Annotated in this window: 16 protein-coding genes; 4 read left to right on the top strand and 12 right to left on the bottom strand. The window is 72.6% G+C overall.

Translation table 11 applies throughout. From position 1 onward, the window contains the following. Nucleotides 1-4: 4 nt before the first annotated feature. Genes BLV39_RS26625 through BLV39_RS26590 form a run of 8 tightly spaced genes read right to left on the bottom strand, consistent with a single transcriptional unit; the run spans nucleotide 5 to nucleotide 7633 of the window. The gene (locus BLV39_RS26625; protein WP_090798764.1) at nucleotides 5-205 is read right to left on the bottom strand and encodes a ferredoxin; all 201 of its coding nucleotides are present in this window, start codon (nucleotides 203-205) and stop codon (nucleotides 5-7) included. Further along, on the bottom strand, nucleotides 202-1416 hold the full coding sequence (locus BLV39_RS26620; RefSeq protein WP_090798762.1) for a cytochrome P450: 1215 nt from the start codon (nucleotides 1414-1416) through the stop codon (nucleotides 202-204). Before BLV39_RS26620 ends, BLV39_RS26625 begins: the two co-directional genes overlap by 4 nt. After that, on the bottom strand, nucleotides 1413-1724 hold the full coding sequence (locus BLV39_RS26615; RefSeq protein ID WP_090798760.1) for a phosphopantetheine-binding protein: 312 nt from the start codon (nucleotides 1722-1724) through the stop codon (nucleotides 1413-1415). The genes BLV39_RS26620 and BLV39_RS26615 overlap by 4 nt, the downstream gene beginning before the upstream one ends. After that, on the bottom strand, nucleotides 1721-2986 hold the full coding sequence (locus tag BLV39_RS26610; protein ID WP_239083457.1) for a cytochrome P450: 1266 nt from the start codon (nucleotides 2984-2986) through the stop codon (nucleotides 1721-1723). Before BLV39_RS26610 ends, BLV39_RS26615 begins: the two co-directional genes overlap by 4 nt. A 10-nt stretch (nucleotides 2987-2996) precedes the next feature. Further along, nucleotides 2997-4238 carry a cytochrome P450 gene (locus tag BLV39_RS26605; protein WP_090798756.1) on the bottom strand — a complete coding sequence of 414 codons (1242 nt, stop codon included), beginning with the start codon at nucleotides 4236-4238 and terminating at the stop codon, nucleotides 2997-2999. A 4-nt stretch (nucleotides 4239-4242) separates the two neighbouring features. Next, nucleotides 4243-6024 (bottom strand): non-ribosomal peptide synthetase, encoded by a 1782-nt coding sequence (locus BLV39_RS26600; protein ID WP_176985086.1) that lies wholly within the window; start codon nucleotides 6022-6024, stop codon nucleotides 4243-4245. A 1-nt stretch (nucleotide 6025) separates the two neighbouring features. Continuing rightward, nucleotides 6026-6823 carry a thioesterase II family protein gene (locus tag BLV39_RS26595; RefSeq protein ID WP_239083458.1) on the bottom strand — a complete coding sequence of 266 codons (798 nt, stop codon included), beginning with the start codon at nucleotides 6821-6823 and terminating at the stop codon, nucleotides 6026-6028. Nucleotides 6824-6859: 36 nt separating this feature from the next. Next, nucleotides 6860-7633, bottom strand: a complete 774-nt coding sequence (locus BLV39_RS26590; protein ID WP_090798752.1) for a thioesterase II family protein — start codon at nucleotides 7631-7633, stop codon at nucleotides 6860-6862. A 119-nt stretch (nucleotides 7634-7752) separates the two neighbouring features. On the opposite strand from BLV39_RS26590, the gene vioD reads away from it, so the two are divergent. Further along, nucleotides 7753-8877, top strand: coding sequence for a capreomycidine synthase (vioD, locus tag BLV39_RS26585; RefSeq protein WP_176985085.1), 1125 nt, complete (start codon nucleotides 7753-7755; stop codon nucleotides 8875-8877). A 1-nt stretch (nucleotide 8878) separates the two neighbouring features. On the opposite strand, the gene BLV39_RS26580 is transcribed toward vioD, so the two are convergent. Both BLV39_RS26580 and BLV39_RS26575 read right to left on the bottom strand, forming a co-directional pair. Beyond that, the gene (locus BLV39_RS26580) at nucleotides 8879-9637 is read right to left on the bottom strand and encodes a phosphopantetheine-binding protein (RefSeq protein WP_090798750.1); all 759 of its coding nucleotides are present in this window, start codon (nucleotides 9635-9637) and stop codon (nucleotides 8879-8881) included. Between the two features lie 19 nt (nucleotides 9638-9656). Then, nucleotides 9657-14885, bottom strand: coding sequence for a non-ribosomal peptide synthetase (locus BLV39_RS26575; RefSeq protein ID WP_090798748.1), 5229 nt, complete (start codon nucleotides 14883-14885; stop codon nucleotides 9657-9659). Between the two features lie 143 nt (nucleotides 14886-15028). Here BLV39_RS26575 and BLV39_RS26570 point away from each other — a divergent pair, with 143 nt between their 5' ends. After that, nucleotides 15029-16234, top strand: a complete 1206-nt coding sequence (locus tag BLV39_RS26570; protein ID WP_090798746.1) for a cytochrome P450 — start codon at nucleotides 15029-15031, stop codon at nucleotides 16232-16234. Nucleotides 16235-16244: 10 nt separating this feature from the next. Here BLV39_RS26570 and BLV39_RS42465 read toward each other — a convergent pair whose 3' ends face one another. Continuing rightward, complete coding sequence (locus BLV39_RS42465) at nucleotides 16245-17093, bottom strand: AfsR/SARP family transcriptional regulator (protein WP_176985084.1); 849 nt, start codon at nucleotides 17091-17093, stop codon at nucleotides 16245-16247. Nucleotides 17094-17282: 189 nt separating this feature from the next. Here BLV39_RS42465 and BLV39_RS26560 point away from each other — a divergent pair, with 189 nt between their 5' ends. Together BLV39_RS26560 and BLV39_RS26555 are read left to right on the top strand one after the other, a co-directional pair. After that, nucleotides 17283-18908, top strand: coding sequence for a PhpK family radical SAM P-methyltransferase (locus BLV39_RS26560; protein WP_090800643.1), 1626 nt, complete (start codon nucleotides 17283-17285; stop codon nucleotides 18906-18908). A gap of 38 nt (nucleotides 18909-18946) precedes the next feature. After that, nucleotides 18947-20728, top strand: coding sequence for a non-ribosomal peptide synthetase (locus BLV39_RS26555; RefSeq protein ID WP_090798744.1), 1782 nt, complete (start codon nucleotides 18947-18949; stop codon nucleotides 20726-20728). Here the strand turns inward: BLV39_RS26555 and BLV39_RS26550 are convergent. Next, nucleotides 20670-21941, bottom strand: coding sequence for a cytochrome P450 (locus BLV39_RS26550; RefSeq protein WP_090798742.1), 1272 nt, complete (start codon nucleotides 21939-21941; stop codon nucleotides 20670-20672). The two genes, BLV39_RS26555 and BLV39_RS26550, sit on opposite strands and share 59 nt — an antisense overlap. Nucleotides 21942-21965 lie beyond the last annotated feature (24 nt).

Below are 21965 nucleotides of genomic sequence, written 5' to 3'. Positions count from 1 at the left end.
AGCGTCAGCCCGAGCGGACGACGCGGATCGCCGCGGTCGGGCAGAGCTGCTCGGCCTGCTCGACGCCGTCGAGGTCGGAGCCCGCTTGAGACGTGGGCTCGGAGCGGTCGTGCTCGTCGAGGACGAAGCTGCCCGCGGCGACCACGACGCAGGTCGCCGAACCGACGCACCGGTCCTTGTCGACCGTTATGTCCACAGTGGTCATGTCGCGTTCCTTCCGGCGGGGGAGCGCACCCGGAGGGTCACCGGCACGTGGCGGTGGCCGGCGACGAAGTTCGAGGCGATGTGCCCGGGCTCCGCGTCGAGGGTGATGTCGTCGACGGTGGCGAACAGCTCTTCGAAGACGACGCGGATCATCCGTCGCGCCAGCGCCGCACCGAGGCAGTTGTGCGGGCCGCTGCCGAAGGCGAGATGCCGGTTCGGCTGGCGAGCGGGGTCGAACGTCCAGGGATCGGCGAAGACCGACTCGTCGCGGTTGGCCGAGCCGAGCCAGACGACCACGGGCGCGCCGGCGGGCAGCGGGACGCCGCCCAGCTCGACGTCGCGCGTGGTGTGCCGCAGGAAGTGGTTGGCCGGTGAGGCCCAGCGCAGCGACTCCTCCACCAGCGGGTCGAGCAGCTCGGGACGGCCCGCCAGCTCCTGGTAGCGGCCGGTCCGGACGAGCTCGATCAGCGCGGAGGTCGGCGCGTGCGGCCAGGTCGCCGCTCCCACGATGAGGCTGTAGCAGTTGGCCACCACCGTCCCGGGATCAGGACAGCCCTCGATGCCCATCTCCAGCAGCGCGCTCATCAGGTCGGTGCCGGTGCTGCCCTGCCGCGCGTGGGTCTGGTCCTGGAAGTAGGCGAACAGTCCGCGATGGGCGCGCCGCAAGGTGACCACCGGGCCGCGCGGCAGCGTCCACTCGTGCGGCGCGACCGCCATCAGGGCGAGCTCGGTCACGTGGGGCCAGTCCGCCTCGGGCAGCCCGATCATCGTGCCGAGGACCGCCACCGGCAGCCCGCTCATCGCCTCGGCCAGGTCCATGGAGCCGTGCTCGAGTCCGGGGCGCAACGCGGCGCGGACCCGGTCGCGGATCATCTCGATCTGCTCGGCCGTCGAGCGGATCGACAAGGTGCGCTGGAGCGGGCTGCGCATCGCGGTGTGCCGGGGCGGGTCGGTGACCGCGAGCTGCTTGCCGCTCGCCGGGTCGTCCTTGCCCAGGACGTTGAGGAACGTGCCGCGGGTCGACGTGAACGTGGCGTGGTCGCGCAGCACGCGGTCGACGTCGGCATGCCGGGTGACCGACCAGTACCCGGTCTTCCCGCCGGCGAGCTGCCAGGAGACGGGATCCTGGCTGCGCAGCCGCTCCCACACCGCGTGCGGGTCGCCGTCGGCGTACAGATGCGGGTCGGTCAGGTCGGCCTCACGCGGCCTCATGCGTCGGTCCCCTCGCCGCGGAGCCCCTCGATCGCCTCGGCGAGCTCGGCGATCGTCGGCGAGAGGAACAGCGTCGAGGCCGGCACGTGTACGCCGACCTCACGCTCGGTGGCCACCAGCAGGTCGGCGGCGAGCAGGGAATGCCCGCCGAGCTCGAAGAAGTCGTCGTCGACGCCGATCGGCTCGACCTTGAGGTGCTGCCGCCACATCTCTATCAGCCGGCGCTCCAACGCGCTGTCGGGAGCCCGGTAGTCGCTGGACAGCTCCTTCTCGCCACGCGCGACGACGGTCGTCGGTGTGTCGGTCATGAGATCACCACCGGTCGGCGGGTGCGCACGGGCGCGACGGCGACCGGCAGGGCGGTGATCCCGTTGATGAAGTTCGACCGCAGGTGGGTGACCGGCCCGGCGACCTCCAGCGACTCGACCCGGGCGAGCAACTCCTCGAGCAGCAGTCCGAGCACCACCTGTGCGGGTGGGCCGCCGATGCAGCGGTGGGCGCCGACGCCGAACGCCAGGTGCGGGTTGGCGGACCGGGCCGGGTCGAACTCGTACGGTCTGGGGAAGACGGTCTCGTCGCGGTTGGCCGACCCCACCCAGGCGGCGACCAGCTCGCCGGGTTCGATGCGGGTGCCGGCGACCTCCACGGGCCGCAGGACGCGGCGCAGCAGGTGGTTGGTCGGCGAGGCCCAGCGCAGGCTCTCCTCGACCGCGGTCGGCACGAGGTCGGGCGACTCGCGCAGCGCAGCCCAGGCGGCGGGTCGCTCGGCCAGCGCCTGCACCAGATGGGACGCGACCTGGGCGGTGGTGGTCACGGAGCCCATCACGAAGCTGTAGCAGTTGAGCAGGATCTCGCGCTGGTCCATCGGCCGGCCGCCGAAGTCGAGCCCGAGCAGCACCGAGATGACGTCGTCGGTCGGCCGGGCCCGGCGCTCCTTGATCAGCTCGGAGAAGACCGCGATGAGCCGGTGGTGCGCCTTCTTGAGCGTGTCGGCCGCGGAGCCCTCGGCGAAGTGCGGGTCCTCGGGCGCCACGCCGGCCATCGCCCAGCGGGGCAGCGCGGTCCAGACGTCCGGCGGCAGGCCGATGGTCTCGCCGACCGCGGCCATCGGGAGGTGCAGCATGAGCTCCGCGATGTCGATGACGCCGCCGGCGTCGAACCGCTCGCCGACCAGGCGGCGCACGTGCTCGCGTACCTGCGGGGCGCGCTGCCGCGCGGCGTGGGTGGACATCAGCCGCATGGTCGGCAACCGGACGTCCGCGTGGCGCGGCTGGTCCATCAGGTTGATCGTGCGGCCCCCGGCGCTGTCGCCCGCGGCCACCGCGAGGATCGTGCCGTGCGCCGAGCTGAAGCTCTTGTCGTCCATCAGCACGGCGGCCACGTCGCGGTAGCGCGTCACGGACCAGAACCGGTGGCCGTCCGGGGTCTCCTGCGGCCAGACGGGCGCGTCGCGGCGCAACCGGTGCCAGGCCCGGTGTTGTGCGCCGGTCTCGTACCGGGTCGGATCGTAAAGGTCGATCGTCTCCAACGGTTCCGCGAACTCGTCGCTGGTGGGACCGTCCATCCTCATGGCCGCGCTCCTATCGGGGTATGGCCTTGACCGGCATCGAGACCAGCCCGTTGATCCAGTTCGAATGCAGGTGTACGAGCGGACCGGTCAGCTCGATCACCGCGTACCGTCGCAGTAGCTCCTCGAAGAGCATGGTCAGCACCAGCCGCGACATGGGCGCGCCGATGCAGTAGTGCGGGCCGCCGCCGAACCCGAGATGCTTGTTCGGGCTGCGCCGGATGTCGAACGTGAACGGGTCGTCGAACACGTCCTCGTCGCGGTTGGCCGAGGCGACCCACGCCGCGATCCAGTCGCCCGCCTTGATCTCGGCGGCGCCGATCCGGGTGTCCACGGTCGCCCGGCGCACCAGGTGATGGGTGGGCGAGGTCCACCGGATGCCCTCCTCCACCAGGCCGGGCAGCGCCCGCTCGTCGAGCTGGGCCCACAGGCCCGGTCGCTCCGTCAGCGCCAGCAGCGTGTGGCTCGCGACGTTCGGCGTGGTCGTGTTCGCGCCCAGGATGAAGCTGTAGCAGTTGAGCAGGACCCGCCAGTCGTCGAGCGGTTTGCCCTCTCCGGTCAGGCCGTCCGTCACCCCGATCAGCACGGAGACGAGGTCGTCGCCCGGCTTGGCGCGGCGCTGCCGCACCAGCTCGCGGAAGACGGCGAACAGGTGGTGGTGCGCCAGGCGCAGGGTCTGTGCCGGTGAGTTGCCCAGGGCGTACGCGGGGTCCTCGGGAGCGACGCAGGCGCCGGCCCACAGGGCGATGTCGTCCCAATGCCGCTCCGGGATGTCCATGAACTCTCCGGCCAGCACCATCGGCAGGCGGCGCATCAGGTGGGCGAAGTCGACCTCGCCGGCCGCGCACGGCCGGAGCAGCTCCACCAACCGCTCGCGGATCGCCGGTGCGCGGCGCTGCACCATCGCGTGCCCGAGCGTCCGCATGGCCGGGACGCGGATCAGCGCGTGCTCCGGTGGGTCGGTCAACGTGATCGTCTGGCCGCCGGCGGAGTCACCGACACCGACCGAGGCCAGGATGGTGCCCTCCTCGGAGCTGAACGTGCGGTGGTCCTTCACCACCCGCTCGCAGTCGGCATGCTTGGTCACGCACCAGAACCCCGTCTCGCCGGGGCGGTCGTGCCACCAGACGGGCGCGTTCACCCGCAGCGTGCGCCAGGTGGGATGGAGGTCCCGGACGGTGAACCCGCGCGCACCGTAGAGGTCGATGTCGGCCAGGTCCACCAGCGTTTCGTCCGGCGGCGCGGTCAGTTCCACGGAGTCAGCCGATCCGCGTCGGGACCGGAGCGGCGTCGACGGCCTCCGCCAACTCGCGGACGGTGGGATGGGCGAAGAACTGCCCGGCGTCCAGCTCGATGCCGTAGCGCCGGAGGCGCTCCAGCATCGAGACGCTGCGCAGGGAGTCGCCGCCGAGCAGGAAGAAGTCGTCGTCGAGGCCGACCCGGTCGAGCTCGAGCACGTCGGCCCACGCGTCGGCCAGGATCTGCTCCGTCTCGGTGGTCGCCGCCTCGAACGGCGGCAGGAAGCCGAGCTCCGCGCGGGCCAGGAACGGCTCGGGGAGCAGGTTCCGGTCGGGCTTCCCGTTGGGGTCCAGCGGGAGCTCCTTGAGCACCACGAAGGTCGCCGGGACCAGGTAGGCGGGCACCCGCTCTCCGAGCCAGTCGCGCAGCGCGGTGACGGTCACCTTCCGGTCCGGCCCGGGCACGACGTAGGCGGCCAGCCGCTTCTCGGCGCCGCCGTCACCGACCGCGACCACGACCGCGCTCCCGACGTCGGCGTTGCTCTGCAGCGTGCTCTCGATCTCGCCGAGCTCGACCCGGAAGCCACGCACCTTGACCTGCCGGTCGACCCGGCCGCGGAAGTCTACGGCGCCGTCCGGCCGCACCAGACCGAGGTCGCCGGTGCGGTACATCCGCCGGCCGGCGACCGGGCTGAAGGGATCCGCCACGAAGCGCTCGGCGGTGAGCCCGGCTCGCCCGTGGTAGCCCCGCGCGACACCGAGGCCGCCGAGGTACAGCTCGCCCACCTCGCCGGCCGGCAGCGGGCGCAGGTCCGGGCCGAGCACGTACATGGCCCGGCCGGCCAGGGCCGTGCCGATCGGGACGGCGGAGAGCGGCTCGTCGGGCGCCGTGATCCGGTGTAGCGAGGAGTAGACCGTGTTCTCCGTCGGGCCGTACGCGGCGTACACGCGGCAGCTGGTCGCGGCCGCGTTGCGGATGTGTGCGGGTGAGAGCACGTCGCCGCCGGTCAGCAGGCAACCGACCGAGTCGAGCGCCGCCAGGTCGTGCTGCGCGAGCAGGTGGAACAGGCCGGTGGTGAGGAACAGCCAGTCCGGCCGGAAGCGGCGCAGCTGGGCGCCCAGCTCGGCGATGCTGACCTGCGGATCGAGCACGACGACCCGGCCGCCCCGGCAGAGCGTGCCCCACAGCTCGTAGATCGACGCGTCGAACGCCGCCGGGGCGAGGTGGGCGACCGTCTGTCCCGGCTGGACGGCGATCCGCGACTCGTCCTCGATCAGGTTCAGCACGCTCGCGTGCTCGACCACCACGCCCTTGGGCACGCCGGTCGACCCCGAGGTGTAGACGACGTACGCGGCGCCCGCCGGATCCCCGGAGGCGGGGCGGAAGCCGTTGAGCGGACGCTCCTCCAGGTCGTCGACGCACAGCGGCTCGACGCCCGGCCCGGTCACCCCCGGCCCGGCCCGATCGGTGAGCACGAGCCGCACGTCGGCGTCGGCGAGGATGAAGGCCCGGCGCTGCTCGGGATAGTGCGGGTCCAGCGGCACGTAGGCGGCGCCGGCCTTGAGCACGGCGAGGAACGCCACCAGCATGTCGGCGCCGCGGGGTAGCGCCACCGCGACCCGGGTCTCCCGACCCACGCCCCGCTCGTGGAGCGCGGCGGCCAACCGGTCGGCGCGCGCGTCGAGCTCGGCGTAGGTGACGGTCTTGTCTCCCACGGTGATCGCCGGTGCCTCCGGCCGGATCAGGCCCTGCCGTGCGACCAGCGCGTGGATCGTGTCCTGCCCAGGGGACCCTTCGGCCACGTCAATCACCACCAACTCGGATCTCGAGGTCGTCGCGGTCGCCGGCGGATGCCGGCGGAGCGGTCAGCCAGCGGCGCAGTGCGTCGTGGAGGACGTCGGGACAGTGCAGGAAGTCCAGGTGCTCACCGTCGAGCAGGTGGTAGGTCGCGTCCGCGCACTGCGACCAGCCCGCCTCCACCACGGCCGGCGGGACGACCTCGTCGCCCGTCCAGCCCACCAGGGTGACCGGGACCGGCACGCGCCGGTCGGCGGCGAACCGGTAGCCCCGCTGCACCTCGAGGTCGAGGCGGAGCACGCGGGCGCCGATCTCGGCGAAGTCGTCGCGGATCGGCGCGCCGGCCCGCCCGAACAGCGCCTTCACCTCGGCGACCAGGTCGGCCATCGCGAGGTCGACGAAGTTCAGCCGGCCGTAGAGGCCACGCTGCGGCGCGCCCCAGGACGAGGCGATCAACCGCGTCGGCAGGGGCAGTCCGCGGCGGGCGAGCTCGGCGATGGTGTCCAGGGCGTACGGGACGGCTCCACAGTGGCCGGCGAACGCGTAGTCCCGCTCGACGTACGGTGTCAGGGCGTCGACCAGGTCCGCGGCGAAGGCGGCGTGGTCGCGGTGCGGCTCCTCGCGGGTGCGGTTCTCGCGCCCGGGCGGTTGGAGCGCGCAGACCTGCACGTCGTCGATCCACTTTGGCCATTGCCGGTAGGAGGAGGCGCCGACGCCCGCGTACGGGAAGCAGAACAGCAGCCGGCCGTCGGATGCGGGCGGCGGCATGAACCAGCGGCTGATCGGTGCGGCGCCTGCAGTCATTCCCGTCCTCTTTGTTCGAGTGCGGCTGGCCCGAATCTATGAGGCGGGCCGGCCGGCTGTCCTGTCACCGGAACCGGGGGCCACGCCCGCGGCCAGCAGGTCGAGCAGCTCGGCGGGTGCCTCGGTGAACCGGTGGTGCCCGCCCTCCAGCAGCACCGACGTCGTGTCGCCGCACCGGTCCCAGCCGTCCATCGTCGCGTACGGCACGTCGTGGTCCGTGCTCCAGCCGATCGCGGTGATCGGGCACGGCAGCCGCGTGGGATCGGGCATGACGTAGCGCTTGTTGGCCTCGACGTCCGCCCGCATCACGGACAGGTAGAGGTCGAGCAGCTCCGGATGTGGCACGCCGCCAAGCTCGGCGATCAGCTTCTCCAGCTCGCCGCGCAGCGCGATGTCGTCCATGTCCAGGAACCGGCCGGCCGGACCGTCCTGCGGCGCGATCTGCGAGGAGACGAACAGGCGCGCGGGGGCCGGCCGGCCGGTGCGGACCAGCTCCGCGGCGACCTCGTATCCCGCGAGCGCCGACGCGCAGTGCCCGAAGAAGCCGAACGGCACGTCCAGGTAGCGCTCGATGGCGGGCGCCATGGCCGCCGCCAGCTCCTGGTAGGTCTGGAAGGTCGGCTCGGCGAACCGCGTCTCCCGCCCGGGCAGCTCCAGTGGCAGGAACTCGATCCCGCCCAGCCGGCGCGGCCACCCGCGGTACATGCTGGCGCCGCAGCCCGAGTAGGGAACCAGGAACACCCGGCCGGCCGCGGTGGCCGACGGCCTGTGTGGCAGCCACTTGTTGCGCTGCTTCGGTGTGGGCGGCATGAACGGCCTTCCGTCGTGACCGGCGACCTCTCCGGCAAGCTAGCAAGGCCGCTTCCCGGCCGGCCGTCCCGACTTCACGCGACAACGCGCGGCGTGCGGTGGCCGCGTACGGTGCGCGGATGGACATCGCCGTCGCTCGGCTCGAAGCCTGGATGCGGGACTACTACCACGCCGTCGCACACGACATCGGCAGCAGCGGCGTCCGCGACCTGTCGATGGGCGAGCTCCGGGAGCTGTGCGGCTTCGACCTCGCGGAGCTCGACCCGATGGTGTTCCACGACAGCGAGAGCTACGGCGGAACCCGCCTGCGGGCCGCGCTGGCCGACCGCTGGACCGACGGCGACGTCGACCGGATGATGGTCACCCACGGCTCCAGCGAGGCCATCTACCTCGTCATGCACCTCGCGGTCGAGCCCGGTGACGAGATCGTCGTCGTGGATCCGGCCTACCAGCAGCTCCACGACGTCGCCGCGTGGCGCGGTTGCCGGATCACGCGCTGGCAGTTGGACGCGCGCGACGGCTTCGCCGCCGACCTGGCCCGGCTGCGCGAGCTGGCCGCGACGCGGCCGAAGATGATCGTGGTGAACTTCCCGCACAACCCGACCGGCGCCTCGATCACCCCGGCCGAGCAGAAGGAGCTGGTGGCGATCGCCGAGGCGGCGGGCTCCTGGCTGGTCTGGGACCACGCGTTCGGCGAGCTGACGTACGGGACCGAGCCGCTGCCGCTGCCCACGTGGTACGAGAGATGCATCGCGTGGGGCACGTTCTCGAAGAGCTACGGCCTCGCCGGGCTGCGGGTGGGTTGGTGCGTGGCCCCGCCCGAGCTGCTCGCCCGGATGGCGCTGCTGCGTGACTACATCGCGCTGTACGTCTCGCCCGTGCTGGAGTTCTTCGCCGAGCAGGCGGTCCGCAACGCCGACCGGATCGTGGCGCTCCAGCGGGCGCACGCCACCGAGAACCTGCGCCTGGTCCAGGAGTGGGCGGACCGGCTCCCGGAGCACGTCCGGTTCACCGCGCCCGCCGGCGGCGTGACCACGTTCGTCGAGTTCCTCGGCCAGCCCGACGTGGTGCGGTCGTGTCGCCGCCTGGCCGAGGAGCACAAGACGCTGCTCGTGCCCGGATGGTGCTTCGGCGACGACTACCGCGACCATGCCCGGCTCGGTTTCGGCGGCACGACCGCCGAGCTCACCGCAGGACTGTCCCTCGTGGAGCAGGTGCTCCGCGAGGACGCCCGCGTGCGGTGACTCAGCTCGCCGCGTCGTCCTTCTTCGCTTTGCCGAACCGGATCCGGCGCTTGCCGTCGCCGGGCGAGCCGCCGCACGGCACGCCCGGCGGGACGATCCGGCGGATCGGGAGCGGCAGCTTGCCGTGGATGGCCAGGCCGATGCCCTTGAGGCTGCGCTTGTTCTCCTTGATCGTCGCGACGCTCGCCCGTTCGCCGAGTGTCCGGACGATGATCTGCGACAACTCGTCGACCGTCGCGTTGGCGAACATGTCCTGCAACGACAGGTTGATGTCGAAGTCGTCGTAGATGCGGCTCGTGACGACGGTCGCCTGGAGCGACGACCCGCCCAGCGCGAAGAAGCTGTCGTGGACGCCGACCTGGTCGACGCCGAGGATCTGCTTGAACAGCGCCGCCAGCCGCTGCTCCATCGGGCTGGTGGGAGCGACGAAACCGCGGGCGGGGGTCTCCGCCGGGTCCGGGTCCGGCAGCGCGGCCAGGTCGTAGTCGCCGTCGGCGGTCAACGGAAGCTCGTCGAGCACGACGAAGTGCTCCGGCACCATGTCCCGGGGTAGCTGGCTCAGCAACTGCTGGCGGATCGGTCCGGTGCCCAGCGCGGGATCCGGGCCGGCCACGTAGGCGACCAGGACCGGCGCGCCGTCCGGGCCGGTCCGTTCGGTGACCAGCGCGTCGCTGACCTGTTCGATGTCGCGCAGCGCGGCGACGGTCTCCACCGGATCCACAGCCGCGCCGCGGCTGCCCTGCTCGGCACGGCTCGCCATGACGTCCTCGATTCTCTCGTCAGTGCTCGGTTAGCTTGCCCACGAACTCGAGCGTGCCGTCGGGCCACCGGCGGCCCAGGTCGCCAGTGGGATCGGCGCCCCGCCAGATCGCGGCGACCTCGCCGACCGCCGCCGCCTGGCCGCCCGGGTGCAGCAGCCGCACCGGGCGGCCGGGCAGCCCGGTGCCGAGCGGCACCCTCAGCGGCGCCGCTTCCTGGCGCCAGTCCTCCGGCACCTGGTAGGCCGCGACCGGCACCCCGTCGGCGCCGGTGCGGTAGGTCGCGACCACGCGGCCCGCCGGCGCCAGGCTCCGGATGACCGCGATGTCGTGCGCGGTGAGCGCGCCGGAGTTCTCCACGAAGACGTAGCGCAGCGCGTGCAGCGGTCCCTTGGCGGCGAGCGCCCGCAGCAAAGGCGGAGTGGCGTGGACGACGCTGATCCGTTGTGCCCGCAGCCACCGCGCGAGCGCGCCGGGGTCGTTGTTCGGCGGCCGGTCGGTGGTCACCAGCGTGCCACCGGCGTGTCGGGCCGCGGACGCCGCCGCGAGCGCCTGTGCGGGCGGGCCGGACAGCACGACGAAGCGGTCGGCCGAGGTCAGGCCGAACCGCTCGACGGCCCAGTGCTGGTCCACCGCCGCCTCGTCGGGCGCCTCCGCGTCCCCCAGCGCGTAGTCGAGGACGCCCCGCGTCGGGTCGGCGGCGACCGCGCTGAGGAACCGGCCCAGGTGGGCCGCGAGGTCGCGCATGAGGTCGTCGGGGAACCTAGTCGCGTCGTACTCGAGGAAGTAGTGGAGCTCGCCCTTGATCTCGTTGGTGGTGAGCACGAGGTCGAAGCTCGGCGGCAGCGGGGGCGCCTCGACGTCTGCCACCACGATGTCGCCGAAACGCTCGATGGGCGGCACGTCGACGACGTTGAGCATCACCTGGAACAGTGGTGTGCGGCGCGGGTCACGGGTCACACCCAGCCGTTTCATGATGACGTCCAGCGGGGCGTCGGCGTGGGCATAACCGCCGAGGGCGACCTGGCGTACGCGGTCGAGCAGTTCCGCGAAGGTGGGCTCGCCGGAGAAGTCGACGCGCAGCGGGAGCGTGTTGATGAACGACCCGATGAGGCTTTCCGTGCCGTGGTCGGTCCGGTTGCTGATGGACACGCCGACCACCACCTCGCGCTGGCCGGACCAGCGGCCCAGCACGGTGCCGAAGGCCCCGAGCACGACCATGAACGGCGTCACGTCGCGCGCGCGGCACAACTCCTTCAACGCCGCGGTGTCCGCCGCCGACAACCGCGAGAAGACCCGGTCGCCGCGGGGCTCCGCGGCGACGTGCGCCTGGGCCGGCATCGTCAGGGCGCGGGGCGCGCCGTCGAGATGGTCGCGCCAGTAGTCGACCTGCCGGTCGAGCTCCGCTCCGGCGAGCCGCTCGCGCTGCCACACCGCGTAGTCCAGGTACTGGATCGGCAGCTCCGGCAGGCCGCCCGCCACCGGGTCGCCGCCCGCCTGGTAGAGCATGCCCAGCTCACGCACGAACAGGCCGACCGAGACCACGTCGGCGACGACGTGGTGGGAGATCATGCTGATCAGGTGGTCGTTCTCGCCGAGCTTGACCACCAGGCAGCGGACCAGCGGACCGTTGGCCAGGTCGAAGCCGGTGGCCACCTGCTCGCCCATCAGCGCCTTGGCCCGCGCCACGCCGTCTGCCAGCGCGCTGAAGTCCTCGAACCGTGGCCGCCAGCCGTCGTCGAGCGGGTCGACGACCTGGATCGGCCGGCCGTCCGCGATCGGGAAGCGCGACCGCAGCGACTCGTGGCGGGCGAGGATCGTGCGGAGGCAGCGGTCCACGAGGGCCAGGTCCAGCGGCCCGATCAGCCGCTGCTGCCAGCCGACGTTGTACGCCGGCCCGGGCACGAGCTGGTCCTCCAGCCAGAGCCGCTCCTGGTCGAAGGAGAGCACCGGCGCGGCGTCCGGTGACCGGGGCGCGATGACCCGGGCCGCCTCGGTGCCGGCCACCGTCCGGGCGAGCTGCGCCACGGTGCGGTGCTGGAAGATGTCCAGCGGCGTGAGGCTGATGCCCTCCTCCTGCGCCCGCGAGACGACCATGATGGCCAGGATCGAGTCGCCGCCGAGCTCGAAGAAGTCGTCGTTGGCGCCGACCGTGTCGACACCGAGCACGGCGGCGACGAGCTGCGCGATTTGGCGCTCCAGCGGCGATTCCGGCAGCACGAGCGCCTCGACCAGGTCGGGCCGCTCGCCGCCGGGCTGGGGCAGGCGCGCGAAGTCGACCTTGCCGTTCTCGGTCAGCGGGATCTCCTCGACCGGCACGAACGCCGACGGCACGAGGTACGGCGGCAGCTCGCGGGCGAGGAAGCGGCGCAGGTCGGCGCTGCCCACCGCGGTGCCGTCGCGGGTCACCAGGTGGGCCACCAGCCGTCGGTCGCCGGGTTCGGGCTCGTGGACGCCGACGACGGCCTGCGCGATCGCCGGGTGCCGGCAGATCGCCGACTCGATCTCGGCGGGCTCGACCCGGTAGCCCCGGATCTTGATCTGGCTGTCCACTCTGGACAGGAACTCGACGTTGCCGTCGGGCCGCCGCCGCACGAGGTCCCCGGTGCGGTAGACCCGTTGCCCGGGCCGCTCGGGGTCCGGCGAGGCGACGAAGCGCTGTGCGGTCAACCCCGGGCGCCGCAGGTAGCCCCGGCCGACGCTGATCCCGCCGATGTAGAGCTCGCCCACGGCGCCGGCCGGCACCGGCCGCAGCTCGGGGTCGAGGACGTGCAGCTCCGCGAAGGGCAGCTCCGTGCCGATCGGCAGGTGCCGCAGGTCGGTCTCCGGCGCGTCGGCCGGCAGGTCGAAGAAGGTGGAGCTGACGGTCGTCTCGGTGATGCCGTAGACGTGCGACAGCGGGACCCCGAAGGTCTGCCAGGTCGCCAGCCGCTCCGGCAGCACGCGTTCGGCGCCCACGATCACCAGGCGCAGACACGGCGGCAGGGCGCCGCCGGCGCGGTCGAGGTCGCGTACCCACTCGTGCCAGTAGGCGGCGGGTAGCTCCATGACCGTGATCCGGTCCTGCCGGGTCAGTGCGACGAGGTCGAGGTTGACCCCGGCCATCCGCTCCGGCGGGACGACCACGGCGCCGCCGACCGCCCAGATCGGGAACAGCTCCTCGACCAGCACGTCGAAGCCCGGCGAGGCGAACTGGAGGAACCGGTCGCCGGCGCCGAGCCCGAGGCGCTCGGCCGTCTCGGTGGCGAACGCCGCGAGCGACCGGTGCTCGATCACCACGCCCTTGGGTTGCCCGGTCGAGCCGGACGTGTAGATCACGTAGGCCGCCGACGTCGGGTGGGTCAGGTCGCCGGGGTCGCCGTCCGGCCCGTCGGCGAACCGGTCCGGCCCGTCGAGCAGCACGAGGTCCGCGACGCCGGCGGTCTCGGCCAGGTCGGCGAGCTTCTCGGTGCTGACCAGCACGGGGGCGCCGGCGTCGGCGAGCACGTAGGCGATCCGGTCGACCGGATAGGCCGGGTCGAGGGGCAGGAACGCTCCGCCGGCCTTCAGGATGCCCAGCACGGCCACGGTCAGCGCGGGGGACCGGTCGACCAGGACCCCGACGGGTGTCTCGGCGCCGACGCCGAGGCCGCGCAGATGGTGGGCGAGCCGGTTGGCCGCGCGGTCGAGCTCGGCGAAGCTGAGCGGGACGCTGTCGCACACGACGGCCGGAGCGTCGGGTGTGCGGGCCACCTGGCGCGCGAACAGCTCGAGGAAGCCGAGCTCCGGTCCGGCGGGGCGGGTCGCCGGACGACGCACGCCGGTGTCCAGCAGGCGCACCTCGCCGATCCGTCGGTCCGGTTCGTCGACAAGCTGTTCCAGGACGTGCGGGAGCTGGGCCGCGAGGCGTTCGATCGTGCCGCGGTCGAACAGCTCCGTGCTGTAGTGCCAGTCGAAGTGCAGCGTCTCGGGTGCCGCCTGGACGACCAGGATCAGGTCGATCGTGATCGGCCCCGGATCCATCGGCACGTAGCTGACCGCCAGGCCCGGCAGCTCCAGCGCGCGGTCGGGGCGCAGCACGGCGCCCGGCGTGGACAGCACGTTGATCATCATTTGGATCAGCGGCGTCTGCGCGGCCTCGTCGGGCGCCAGCTCCTCGATCAGCCGGTCGAACGGGACGCTCTGGTGGTCGAACGCCGTGGACACCACGTCGCGGGCCGCGTGCAGCACGTCGCGCAGCGTCTGCCCCGGCGACAGCCGCATCCGCAGCGGCAACGCGTTGGCGAAGCAGCCGATGAGCTGCTCGGTCTCCGGCCTGAGTCGGCCACCGACCGCCGAGCCGAACACCAGGTCGTCCTGGTGGGTGTAGCGGTGCAGCACGACCGAGCAGGCGGCCAGCATGACCATCGACAGCGACACGCCCTCGCGCTCGGCGAAGCGCTGCAACGCCGCGGTCCGCTCGCCGGCCACGGTGAGCGTGTGGTGGTCGCCGGCGAAGGTGCGGCGCAGGGCGGACGAGCGGTCGGCCGGCAGGGCGAGGCGGGGCGGGAGGTCGGCCAGCACCTGCTTCCAGTGCCCGAGCTCCGCGGCCATCCGTTCCTCGTCCAGCCACTCCCGTTCCCAGACCGCGAAGTCGCCGTACTGGATCGGCAGCGGCGGCAGCCCTCCCTCGGCTCCGCCGCGCAGGGCCGGGTAGAGCGCGATCACCTCGCGCAACAGGATGATCATCGACCAGGCGTCGGCCGCCGCGTGATCGAGCGTGACCAGCACGACGTAGCTCTCGGAGTCGAGCCGCAGGGCGGTGGCCCGCAGCCGGTGGGCCTGGTCCGCCGGGAACGGGCGCACCACCTCGGCGTCGCACCGCTCCCGGATCGCGTCGCGCTGCCCGTCGCCGTCGAGCGCGCGGAGGTCCTCGACGGGCACGGGCACCGCCGTGACCGGGCGCACGACCTGGGTCGGGCGGCGGTCCACGATCTCGACCGTCGATCGCAGCACCTCGTGCCGCGAGACGATCTCGGTCAGCACGTCGCTGAGCACGCGCAGGTCGACCTCGCCGTCGAGGCGGAGGGCGGCCGTGACGTTGTTCGACGGCCGGAACTGCTCGACAGCCCACTCCCGCTGCTGCGCGAAGGACAGGGGTGTCGGCCGGTCCTTCTCCCGCCGCGGAATCCGCTCGACTACGGCCCGGGGACGATCGGCGGCGAGACGCGACTCGAACCGGGCACGCTGCTCGGGGCTGAGAGCTGCGATCCGGCTCTGCAAGTCGGTCATGACTGCTCCCCACCTGTTGGTCTGCGCGCCAGCGACGCTATCGGCGCTCGTACCCCGTGTGCCTGGCCCTGGTTCAGGTGACACGACCGGCGGACGGGCCGGCCCTAGGCTCTGCGGAGGCCGTATCTGCGGGAGGGTGACGCATGTCGACGACCGTCATCGATCTGGACGACCTCGACCTGTTCGTCACGGGCGATCCGTATGCCGCGTGGGCGTGGTTACGCGCGAACGCCCCGGTCTACTGGAACGCGACCGCGACCGGTGGCTACTGGGCGCTCACGCGCTACGACGACGTCACCGCCGTGTACCGCGACCCGGCGACCTACTCGTCGAAGAACGGGACGGTGCTCGGCGGTTCCTATCGCAGCGCCACCGACACCGCGTCCGGCCAGATGCTGATCTGCTCCGACCCGCCCGAGCACCGGCTGCTGCGCCAGCACGTGCACAAGGCGTTCAGCGCCCCGATGATGGAGCGGGCCGGCGGGTTCGTGCGCCAGTACGTCGGCGCGGCGCTGGACAAGATGACGGCGGACGGCGGCGGCGACTTCGCCGTGGACATCGCGCCGCTGCTGCCGGCCGGGCTCCTGGCCGCGATGTTCGGCATCGGGCGCGACGAGGCCATGCACCTGCTGCGCCTGACCCGCACGATGATCGGCTACCGCGACGGCGAGTACGCCGGCGACACCGCGACCTCGATGACGCTGGTGGCGGCCCAGGTGGAGATCTTCGAGGTGCTGGCCGAGCTGCTCGACCAGCGCCGGCGGGAGCCGGGTGACGACCTGGTCAGCATCCTGGTCGCGGCCCGCACCAACGGGCGCGAGCTCACGGAGAGCCAGATCCTCTACAACGCGCTGAACGTCGCGGTCGGCGGCAACGAGACCACACCGTTCACGGCGTCGGCGATCGTCGAGACGCTGATCCGGCATCCGGCCGAGGCGGCCCGCCTCAACGCCCAGCCCGAGCTGCTGCCGACCGCGGTCGACGAGCTGTTCCGCTGGACCTCGACCAACGCGTACGTCTGCCGCACCGCGACCCGCGACGTGACGATCCGCGGGGTGCCGATCCAGGCCGGCGACACGTTGACGCTCTGGAACGCGTCGGCGAACCGCGACGGTGACCAGTTCCCCGATCCCGACCGGCTCGATCTCGGCCGCACCCCGAACCACCACGTGGCCTTCGGCGTGGCCAACCACCGCTGCATCGGGCTGCCCGCGGCGCGGATGGAGATCTCGCTGCTGATGACCGAGCTGGTCAACCGGGGACTCCGGTTCGCGCCGGCCGGCCCGGTCGAGCGGTTGGCGTCGAACTTCATGCTCGGCATCAAGCACCTGCCGGTCGCGCTGGTCTGACCGCCGCCGGTCAGGCCGGCGTGCGCAGCAGCGTCGCGGCCCCGACCGGCGCCAGCTCGTGCCGCCAGGCGCCCAGGTCGACCGGGCGGCCGTTGAACTCACCGCGGACCGCCCGGCCGTAGAGCCGCTGCGTCGCCAGGTCCGGCGTCATCTGGAGGTGGTCGCGGAGCAGGCCGGCACAGAGCCGATACCAGCGGTGCACCTGGGTGAGCTGCCCGAGGTGCGCGTGCACGAGGATGAGCGCGCGGTAGGTGCCCTCGTGCAGCGGTTCGGCGTCGAGCATGCGCCGGCACCAGCGGATCACGCCGACGTGGTCGCCGTGCTCGATGTCCGCCTCCGTCAGCACGGTCAACGCGCACAGGAAGCGGCTGCGCAGCCACTCGCGCTCGACACCGGCCCAGTCGTACGGGACGTCCGGCAGGAAGTCGCCCTCGTAGTGGCCGACCGCGTGGCGGTAGAGCCGCGCCGCGGTGACCCGGTCGCCGGCGCGCTCCGCGGCGTGCGCCTCGTCGGCCAACCGCACGAACGCCTCGAAGTCCACCGCGACCCGGTCGGCTTCGAGCACGTAGCCGGACTCGCGGGTCAGCAGCCGCAGCGCGGGCCCGGACGCCGGCAGGTCACCCTGGCTCTGCTCCAGGATCGAGCGCAGCATGTGCGCGGCCACCTTGAGCGAGCTCGAGTTCTTCGACCACGGCGCGTCCGGCCACAGGGCCTCGTAGAGCACGTCGCGTGGCACGGTGCGGCCGGGTCGCAACAGCAGAAACTGAAGGAGGCTGCGGGCCTTGCCGGCTTTCCAGCGCTCCACCGGCCGATCGCCGAAGGAGAGCTCGAAGGCGCCCAACGTGCGGACCACAATCACCGGTGCTCCATCCACAATGGCCGCCGTCCCGTCGCACCTTTCCCTTCCGGTTCCGAACCTACCGGCGGCCCCGTGCGGCGGTGATGTCACCGGAAGGAGGGATAGGCCGCTGCCGTCCGCGTAACCGGATCCCAACCGCGCGGCGCTAGCGTGCCGGTCTGCACTGACGCGCCCCGGGAGGCCGACTCGATGGATCGTCTCGACTGCGTGGTGATCGGTTACAACGAGGGTGACTTCGGCGACTACCAGGTCATGTGTGAGCGCGCCGGTCCGGGCACACCGGAGTACCAGATCATGCGCTCCGAGCACCTGGTGGTCGACGGTGACGCGATGCCGTGGCTCGACGCCTTCAGCCGGCTGCGCAACCGCAGCACCGGCGGCACCGACCGCTACCATGTCGGCGAGGTCTTCAACCTCGCCGCGCTCTACCTGACCAGCTATCTGCGCCGGCAGGGGTTGCGGGCCGAGCCCGTCTCGCTGTTCTCCGGCGAGCGCGACCGGCTCAGCGCGCTGCTGAGCGAGAAGCCGGCCGTCATCGCGATCACCACCACGTTCTACGTCAACATCCTGCCCGTCGGCCCGGTCGTCGAGCTCGTGCGCGAGCTGTCGCCCGAGAGCCACATCGTCGTCGGCGGCCCGCTGGTCGACAACCTGCTGTTGTCCGGCCTGACACCGGCCGTCGAGGACTTCTTCTACGCCATGGGCGCCGACTCGTACATCCAGGAGTCCCAGGGCGAGCACAGCCTCGCCCAGCTCTGCCACGCGGTGCGCGCGGGCGGTGACCTCGGCGCGGTCGACAACCTGGTCCACTGCCCGGACGACCGGTGGGTACGGACCCGGCGCCGCCCGGAGAACAACGACCTCGACCATTGCTCGATCGACTGGACCGGCTTCAGCCCCGAGCTGATCGGCGCCACGGCCCAGGTCCGCACCGCGCGTAGCTGCGCGTTCAAGTGCAGCTTCTGCGACTACCCCACCCGCGCGGGCGCGCTGGCCTCGGCCTCGGTGGACACCGTGCGCACCGAGCTGCGTGCCCTGGCCGCCCTCGGCGTCCGCAACGTGGTCTTCGTCGACGACACGTTCAACGTGCCGCCCAAGCGGTTCAAGCAGCTCTGCCAGATGATGATCGAAGAGGACCTCGGCCTGCACTGGTACTCCTACTTCCGCTGCTCCAACGCCCGCGACGAGGAGTCGTTCGACCTGGCCGCGCGCAGCGGCTGCGCGGGTGTCTTCCTGGGCATCGAGTCCGGCGACAGCGACGTGCTGGCCAACATGCACAAGCTCGCGCAGGACAGCCAGTACCGCACGGGCATCGCCCGGCTCAAGGAGCGGAGCATCACGACGTTCGCGTCGATGATCGTGGGCTTCCCCGGCGAGACCGAGAAGACCGTGGGCAACACGATCGACTTCCTCAACGAGACCGCGCCGGACCTCTGGCGGGCCCAGGCCTGGTGGGCCAACCCGCGCTCGCCCGTCTACCAGCAGAAGGAGCTGCTCGGCATCGAGGGCGAGGGCTACACCTGGTCGCACTTCAGCATGTCGTCGAAGGAGGCCGCCAACCTCACCGACGAGATGTTCGCCCGCGTGACGGAGTCGGTGTGGCTGCCGCTCTACGACTTCGACTTCTGGTCGTTGCCCTACCTCGACGGCAAGGGCGTCAGCACGCCCGACCTGATCCGGATGCTCGGCACCACCGAGCGGCTGATCGGTGCGCGCAACGGCGGCGGGAACGCCCGCGACCTGGCCGCACTCGAGCAACAGCTCGCCTCCGAGGTGGCGGCCCTGTCCGTGGCTCCGGCCAGGTTCAGCTTCTGAAGCGGCCGGTGCCGCTCCGCCCACCGGGAGGATCGACCATGACTGTGCTCGCCGAGCCCCTCGCGGCGGGGGAGGCCCCAGGCCAACCCTGGCGCTCGGTGGTCGACCGGTTCGTGCGGGTGGCCACCGACCATCCCGACCGTCCGGCGTTGGTCCACGAGGGAATCGCCGTGCCCTATGCCGAGCTCGCGGCCCGCAGCGCGGCCGTCGCGGCCGGTCTCACCGCCCGCGGCGCCGGCCCGGGCAGCGTGGTCGGCCTGCTCCTGCCGCGCGGCATCGACCTTGTCGTCGGGCTGCTGGGCACGCTGCGCGCCGGCGCCGCGTACCTGCCGCTCGACCCGGCGCTGCCGGCCGACCGGCTGGCCTACATGTGTGACCAGGCCGGTCCGGCGATCCTGCTCTCCGACGCCGCGCACCGCCACCGGCTGCCGCCGGCCCGCGCCCGCCGTGTGCTCACGGTCGAGACGTGCGCGCGGTCGGCCCCGTCCGGCGTCGGCACGTCCGCGATCCGTCCGGGCGACACGGCGTACGCGATCTACACCTCCGGCTCGACGGGCGAGCCCAAAGCCGTCGAGGTCACGCACGGATCGTTGACCGCACTGCTCGACGGCCTCGGCCGGCTCGCCGAACGGGCACCGTCCCGGGTCGGCTGGAACGCGAGCCCGTCGTTCGACGCCTCGGTCCAGCAATGGCTGCGGCTCTGCCGGGGCGACACGGTCGTCATGGTGGGCGACGCCGTCCGCGCCGACCCGACGGCGCTGGCCGCGCTCGTGGACGCGGAAGGCCTCGACGAGCTCGACATCACCCCGTCGCACCTCGTGTCACTGCTCGACCAGCTCAGCTTGGAGCGGCCGCTGCGCCTGCTGATCGGCGGCGAGGCCATCCCGCCCGGTCTGTGGAGCCGGCTCGCCGCCCTGCGCGCCGCCGGCCGGTTGGACCCGATCAACCTGTACGGGCCGACCGAGTGCACGGTGGACGCCACCTGGACACCGGTCGACGACTCGGGCGGCCCACACCTCGGCGGCCCACTGCCCGGCACCCGGGTGTACCTGCTCGACGCCGATTTGCGACCCGCGCCGGAGGGCGAGCTCTACCTGGCCGGCAGCGGAGTAGCCCGCGGCTATCTTGGCCGGCCGGCCCTGACCGCCCAGCGCTTCGTGGCCGACCTCGTCGCGGCCGACGGTGGCCGTATGTACCGCACGGGCGATCGGGCGCGGGTCGGGCCGGACGGCCGGCTGGAGTTCCTCGGCCGCGCGGACGACCAGGTCAAGGTGCGCGGCTACCGGATCGAGCTCGGCGAGATCGAGGCGGTGCTGAGCCACTGCCCCGGCGTCGCGCAGGCGGTCGTGGTGCTCCGCGACGACGCGCCGGGCGGCCCGGGCCTGGTCGGCTACTGCCGGACCGGGCGGGCCAGCCAGTTCGACGTCGACGCGGTGCGGCGGGCGGCGGCCGCGCACCTGCCCGACTACATGCTGCCGGCCGCACTGGTGCCTCTGGACCGCTTTCCACTCACGACGAGCGGCAAGGTCGACCGGGCCGCGCTGCCCGCGCCCGTCCGGCCGGCGGCCGACCCGCTCGGCGGCCCGCCGCTGACCGCGGCCGAGCAGACGGTCGCGGCGGTGTGGTGCGAGGTGCTCGGCGTCGCGGAGGTCGGCGCCGACGACAACTTCTTCGACATCGGCGGCCAGTCGTTGCTCGCGATCGGCCTGGCGGCCCGACTCCGGCGCCGGCTGGGCCGGCCGGTCCCGCTGGTCGCGGTGTTCAAGCACCCGGTGCTGCGGCAGTTCGCGGCCTACCTTGACCGGCAGGCGCCGCGCTGAGCGCCACCGGCAGCGTGAACGTGCCGCCGATGAAGTTCGAGTAGACCCGTTGCGGCGCACCGGTCACCGCGATGTCGCCGACCAGGTCCCGCAGGGCGGTCAGCGTGGCCTCCAGTTGGATGCGGGCCAACCGCGCGCCGACGCAGAAGTGCCGCCCGTACGCGAACGTGAGGTGCCGGTTCGGGCTGCGGTCCAGCCGGAACTCGTCCGGTGCGGCGAACTCGCGCTCGTCGAAGTTGGCCGAGGCGAGCCAGGCGGTCACGACGTCGCCGGCCGCGATCCGCCCGCCGCCGAGCTCCACGGGCTCGACCGCGAGCCGGCCGAGGTGCCGCGACGGCGTCGTCCAGCGCAGCACCTCCTCGACCGCGGAGTCGATGCCGACGTCGCCGCGCTGGAACGCGCGCCACTGGTCGGGGTTCTCCGCCAGCGCGAGCACGCCACCGGTCATCGCCAGTCGGGTCGTCTCGTCGCCGCCCAGGATCAGGCTGTAGCAGTTGAAGACGATCTCGTCGGTGCCTAGCGGCCGGCCCTTGACCCGGGCGGTGGCCAGCACGCTGACGAGGTCGTCACCCGGGTCGGCCCGGCGCCGTTCGGCCAGGTCGATGAAGTAGGCGAGGAGATCGTTCTTGGACGTCCAGGCGTCGAGCGTGCCGTGGGCGGGCTCGTGCGAGCTGACCGACGACGAGCCGAGGCGGTGGATGTAGGCGCGGTCCTCGTCGGGCACCGCCAGCATGTCGCAGATGGTGGCCAGCGGCACCGCGGCGGCCACGTCCGTGCCGAAGTCGCCCTCGACCCGCTCGACCGCGTCGGCGACGAGCCCGCGGACCTGGGCGCGGATCCGGTCGGCCAGCCGGTCCAGCAGCGCCGGGGTGAGCGCACCGGCGATGATCCGGCGCACCTCGGTGTGCCGCGTGCCGTCGGTGACCGCCAGCATCTTGCCGGACGCCGAGTCGCTGCCGACCAGCAGCGTCTCCAGCACGTTGCCGGAGGTCGAGGTGAAGCGCTGGCCGTCGCGGAACACCGCCGTGACGTCGGCGTGGCGGGTCACCACCCAGAACTCGGGACTGCCGTCGACCGAGCGGTGCCGGTGGAGCGGAGCGGTCGTCCGGAGGTGGCGCCAGACCGCGGAGAGGTCGTACTCGGCGTGCACCGCGGCGGACGTGAGGTCCAGCGTCGCCGCCTGGTCGGGCTCGAGGATGGGCAGGTGGGCCACGGGAAACCCCTTCGCCGTCGGCGC

The organism is Asanoa ishikariensis, from assembly GCF_900107455.1.
Classification (GTDB): Bacteria; Actinomycetota; Actinomycetes; order Mycobacteriales; family Micromonosporaceae; genus Asanoa; species Asanoa ishikariensis.
This window is presented reverse-complemented; position numbering and strand designations above follow the sequence as displayed.

Excerpts from the sequence above, each read along its gene's own strand:
- BLV39_RS26625 (WP_090798764.1), bottom strand. The coding sequence starts at position 205 with ATGACCACTGTGGACATAACGGTCGACAAGGACCGGTGCGTCGGTTCG.
- BLV39_RS26620 (WP_090798762.1), bottom strand. The coding sequence starts at position 1,416 with ATGAGGCCGCGTGAGGCCGACCTGACCGACCCGCATCTGTACGCCGAC.
- BLV39_RS26615 (WP_090798760.1), bottom strand. The coding sequence starts at position 1,724 with ATGACCGACACACCGACGACCGTCGTCGCGCGTGGCGAGAAGGAGCTG.
- BLV39_RS26610 (WP_239083457.1), bottom strand. The coding sequence starts at position 2,986 with ATGAGGATGGACGGTCCCACCAGCGACGAGTTCGCGGAACCGTTGGAG.
- BLV39_RS26595 (WP_239083458.1), bottom strand. The coding sequence starts at position 6,823 with ATGACTGCAGGCGCCGCACCGATCAGCCGCTGGTTCATGCCGCCGCCC.
- BLV39_RS26590 (WP_090798752.1), bottom strand. The coding sequence starts at position 7,633 with ATGCCGCCCACACCGAAGCAGCGCAACAAGTGGCTGCCACACAGGCCG.
- vioD (WP_176985085.1), top strand. The coding sequence starts at position 7,753 with ATGGACATCGCCGTCGCTCGGCTCGAAGCCTGGATGCGGGACTACTAC.
- BLV39_RS26580 (WP_090798750.1), bottom strand. The coding sequence starts at position 9,637 with ATGGCGAGCCGTGCCGAGCAGGGCAGCCGCGGCGCGGCTGTGGATCCG.
- BLV39_RS26575 (WP_090798748.1), bottom strand. The coding sequence starts at position 14,885 with ATGACCGACTTGCAGAGCCGGATCGCAGCTCTCAGCCCCGAGCAGCGT.
- BLV39_RS26570 (WP_090798746.1), top strand. The coding sequence starts at position 15,029 with ATGTCGACGACCGTCATCGATCTGGACGACCTCGACCTGTTCGTCACG.
- BLV39_RS26560 (WP_090800643.1), top strand. The coding sequence starts at position 17,283 with ATGGATCGTCTCGACTGCGTGGTGATCGGTTACAACGAGGGTGACTTC.
- BLV39_RS26555 (WP_090798744.1), top strand. The coding sequence starts at position 18,947 with ATGACTGTGCTCGCCGAGCCCCTCGCGGCGGGGGAGGCCCCAGGCCAA.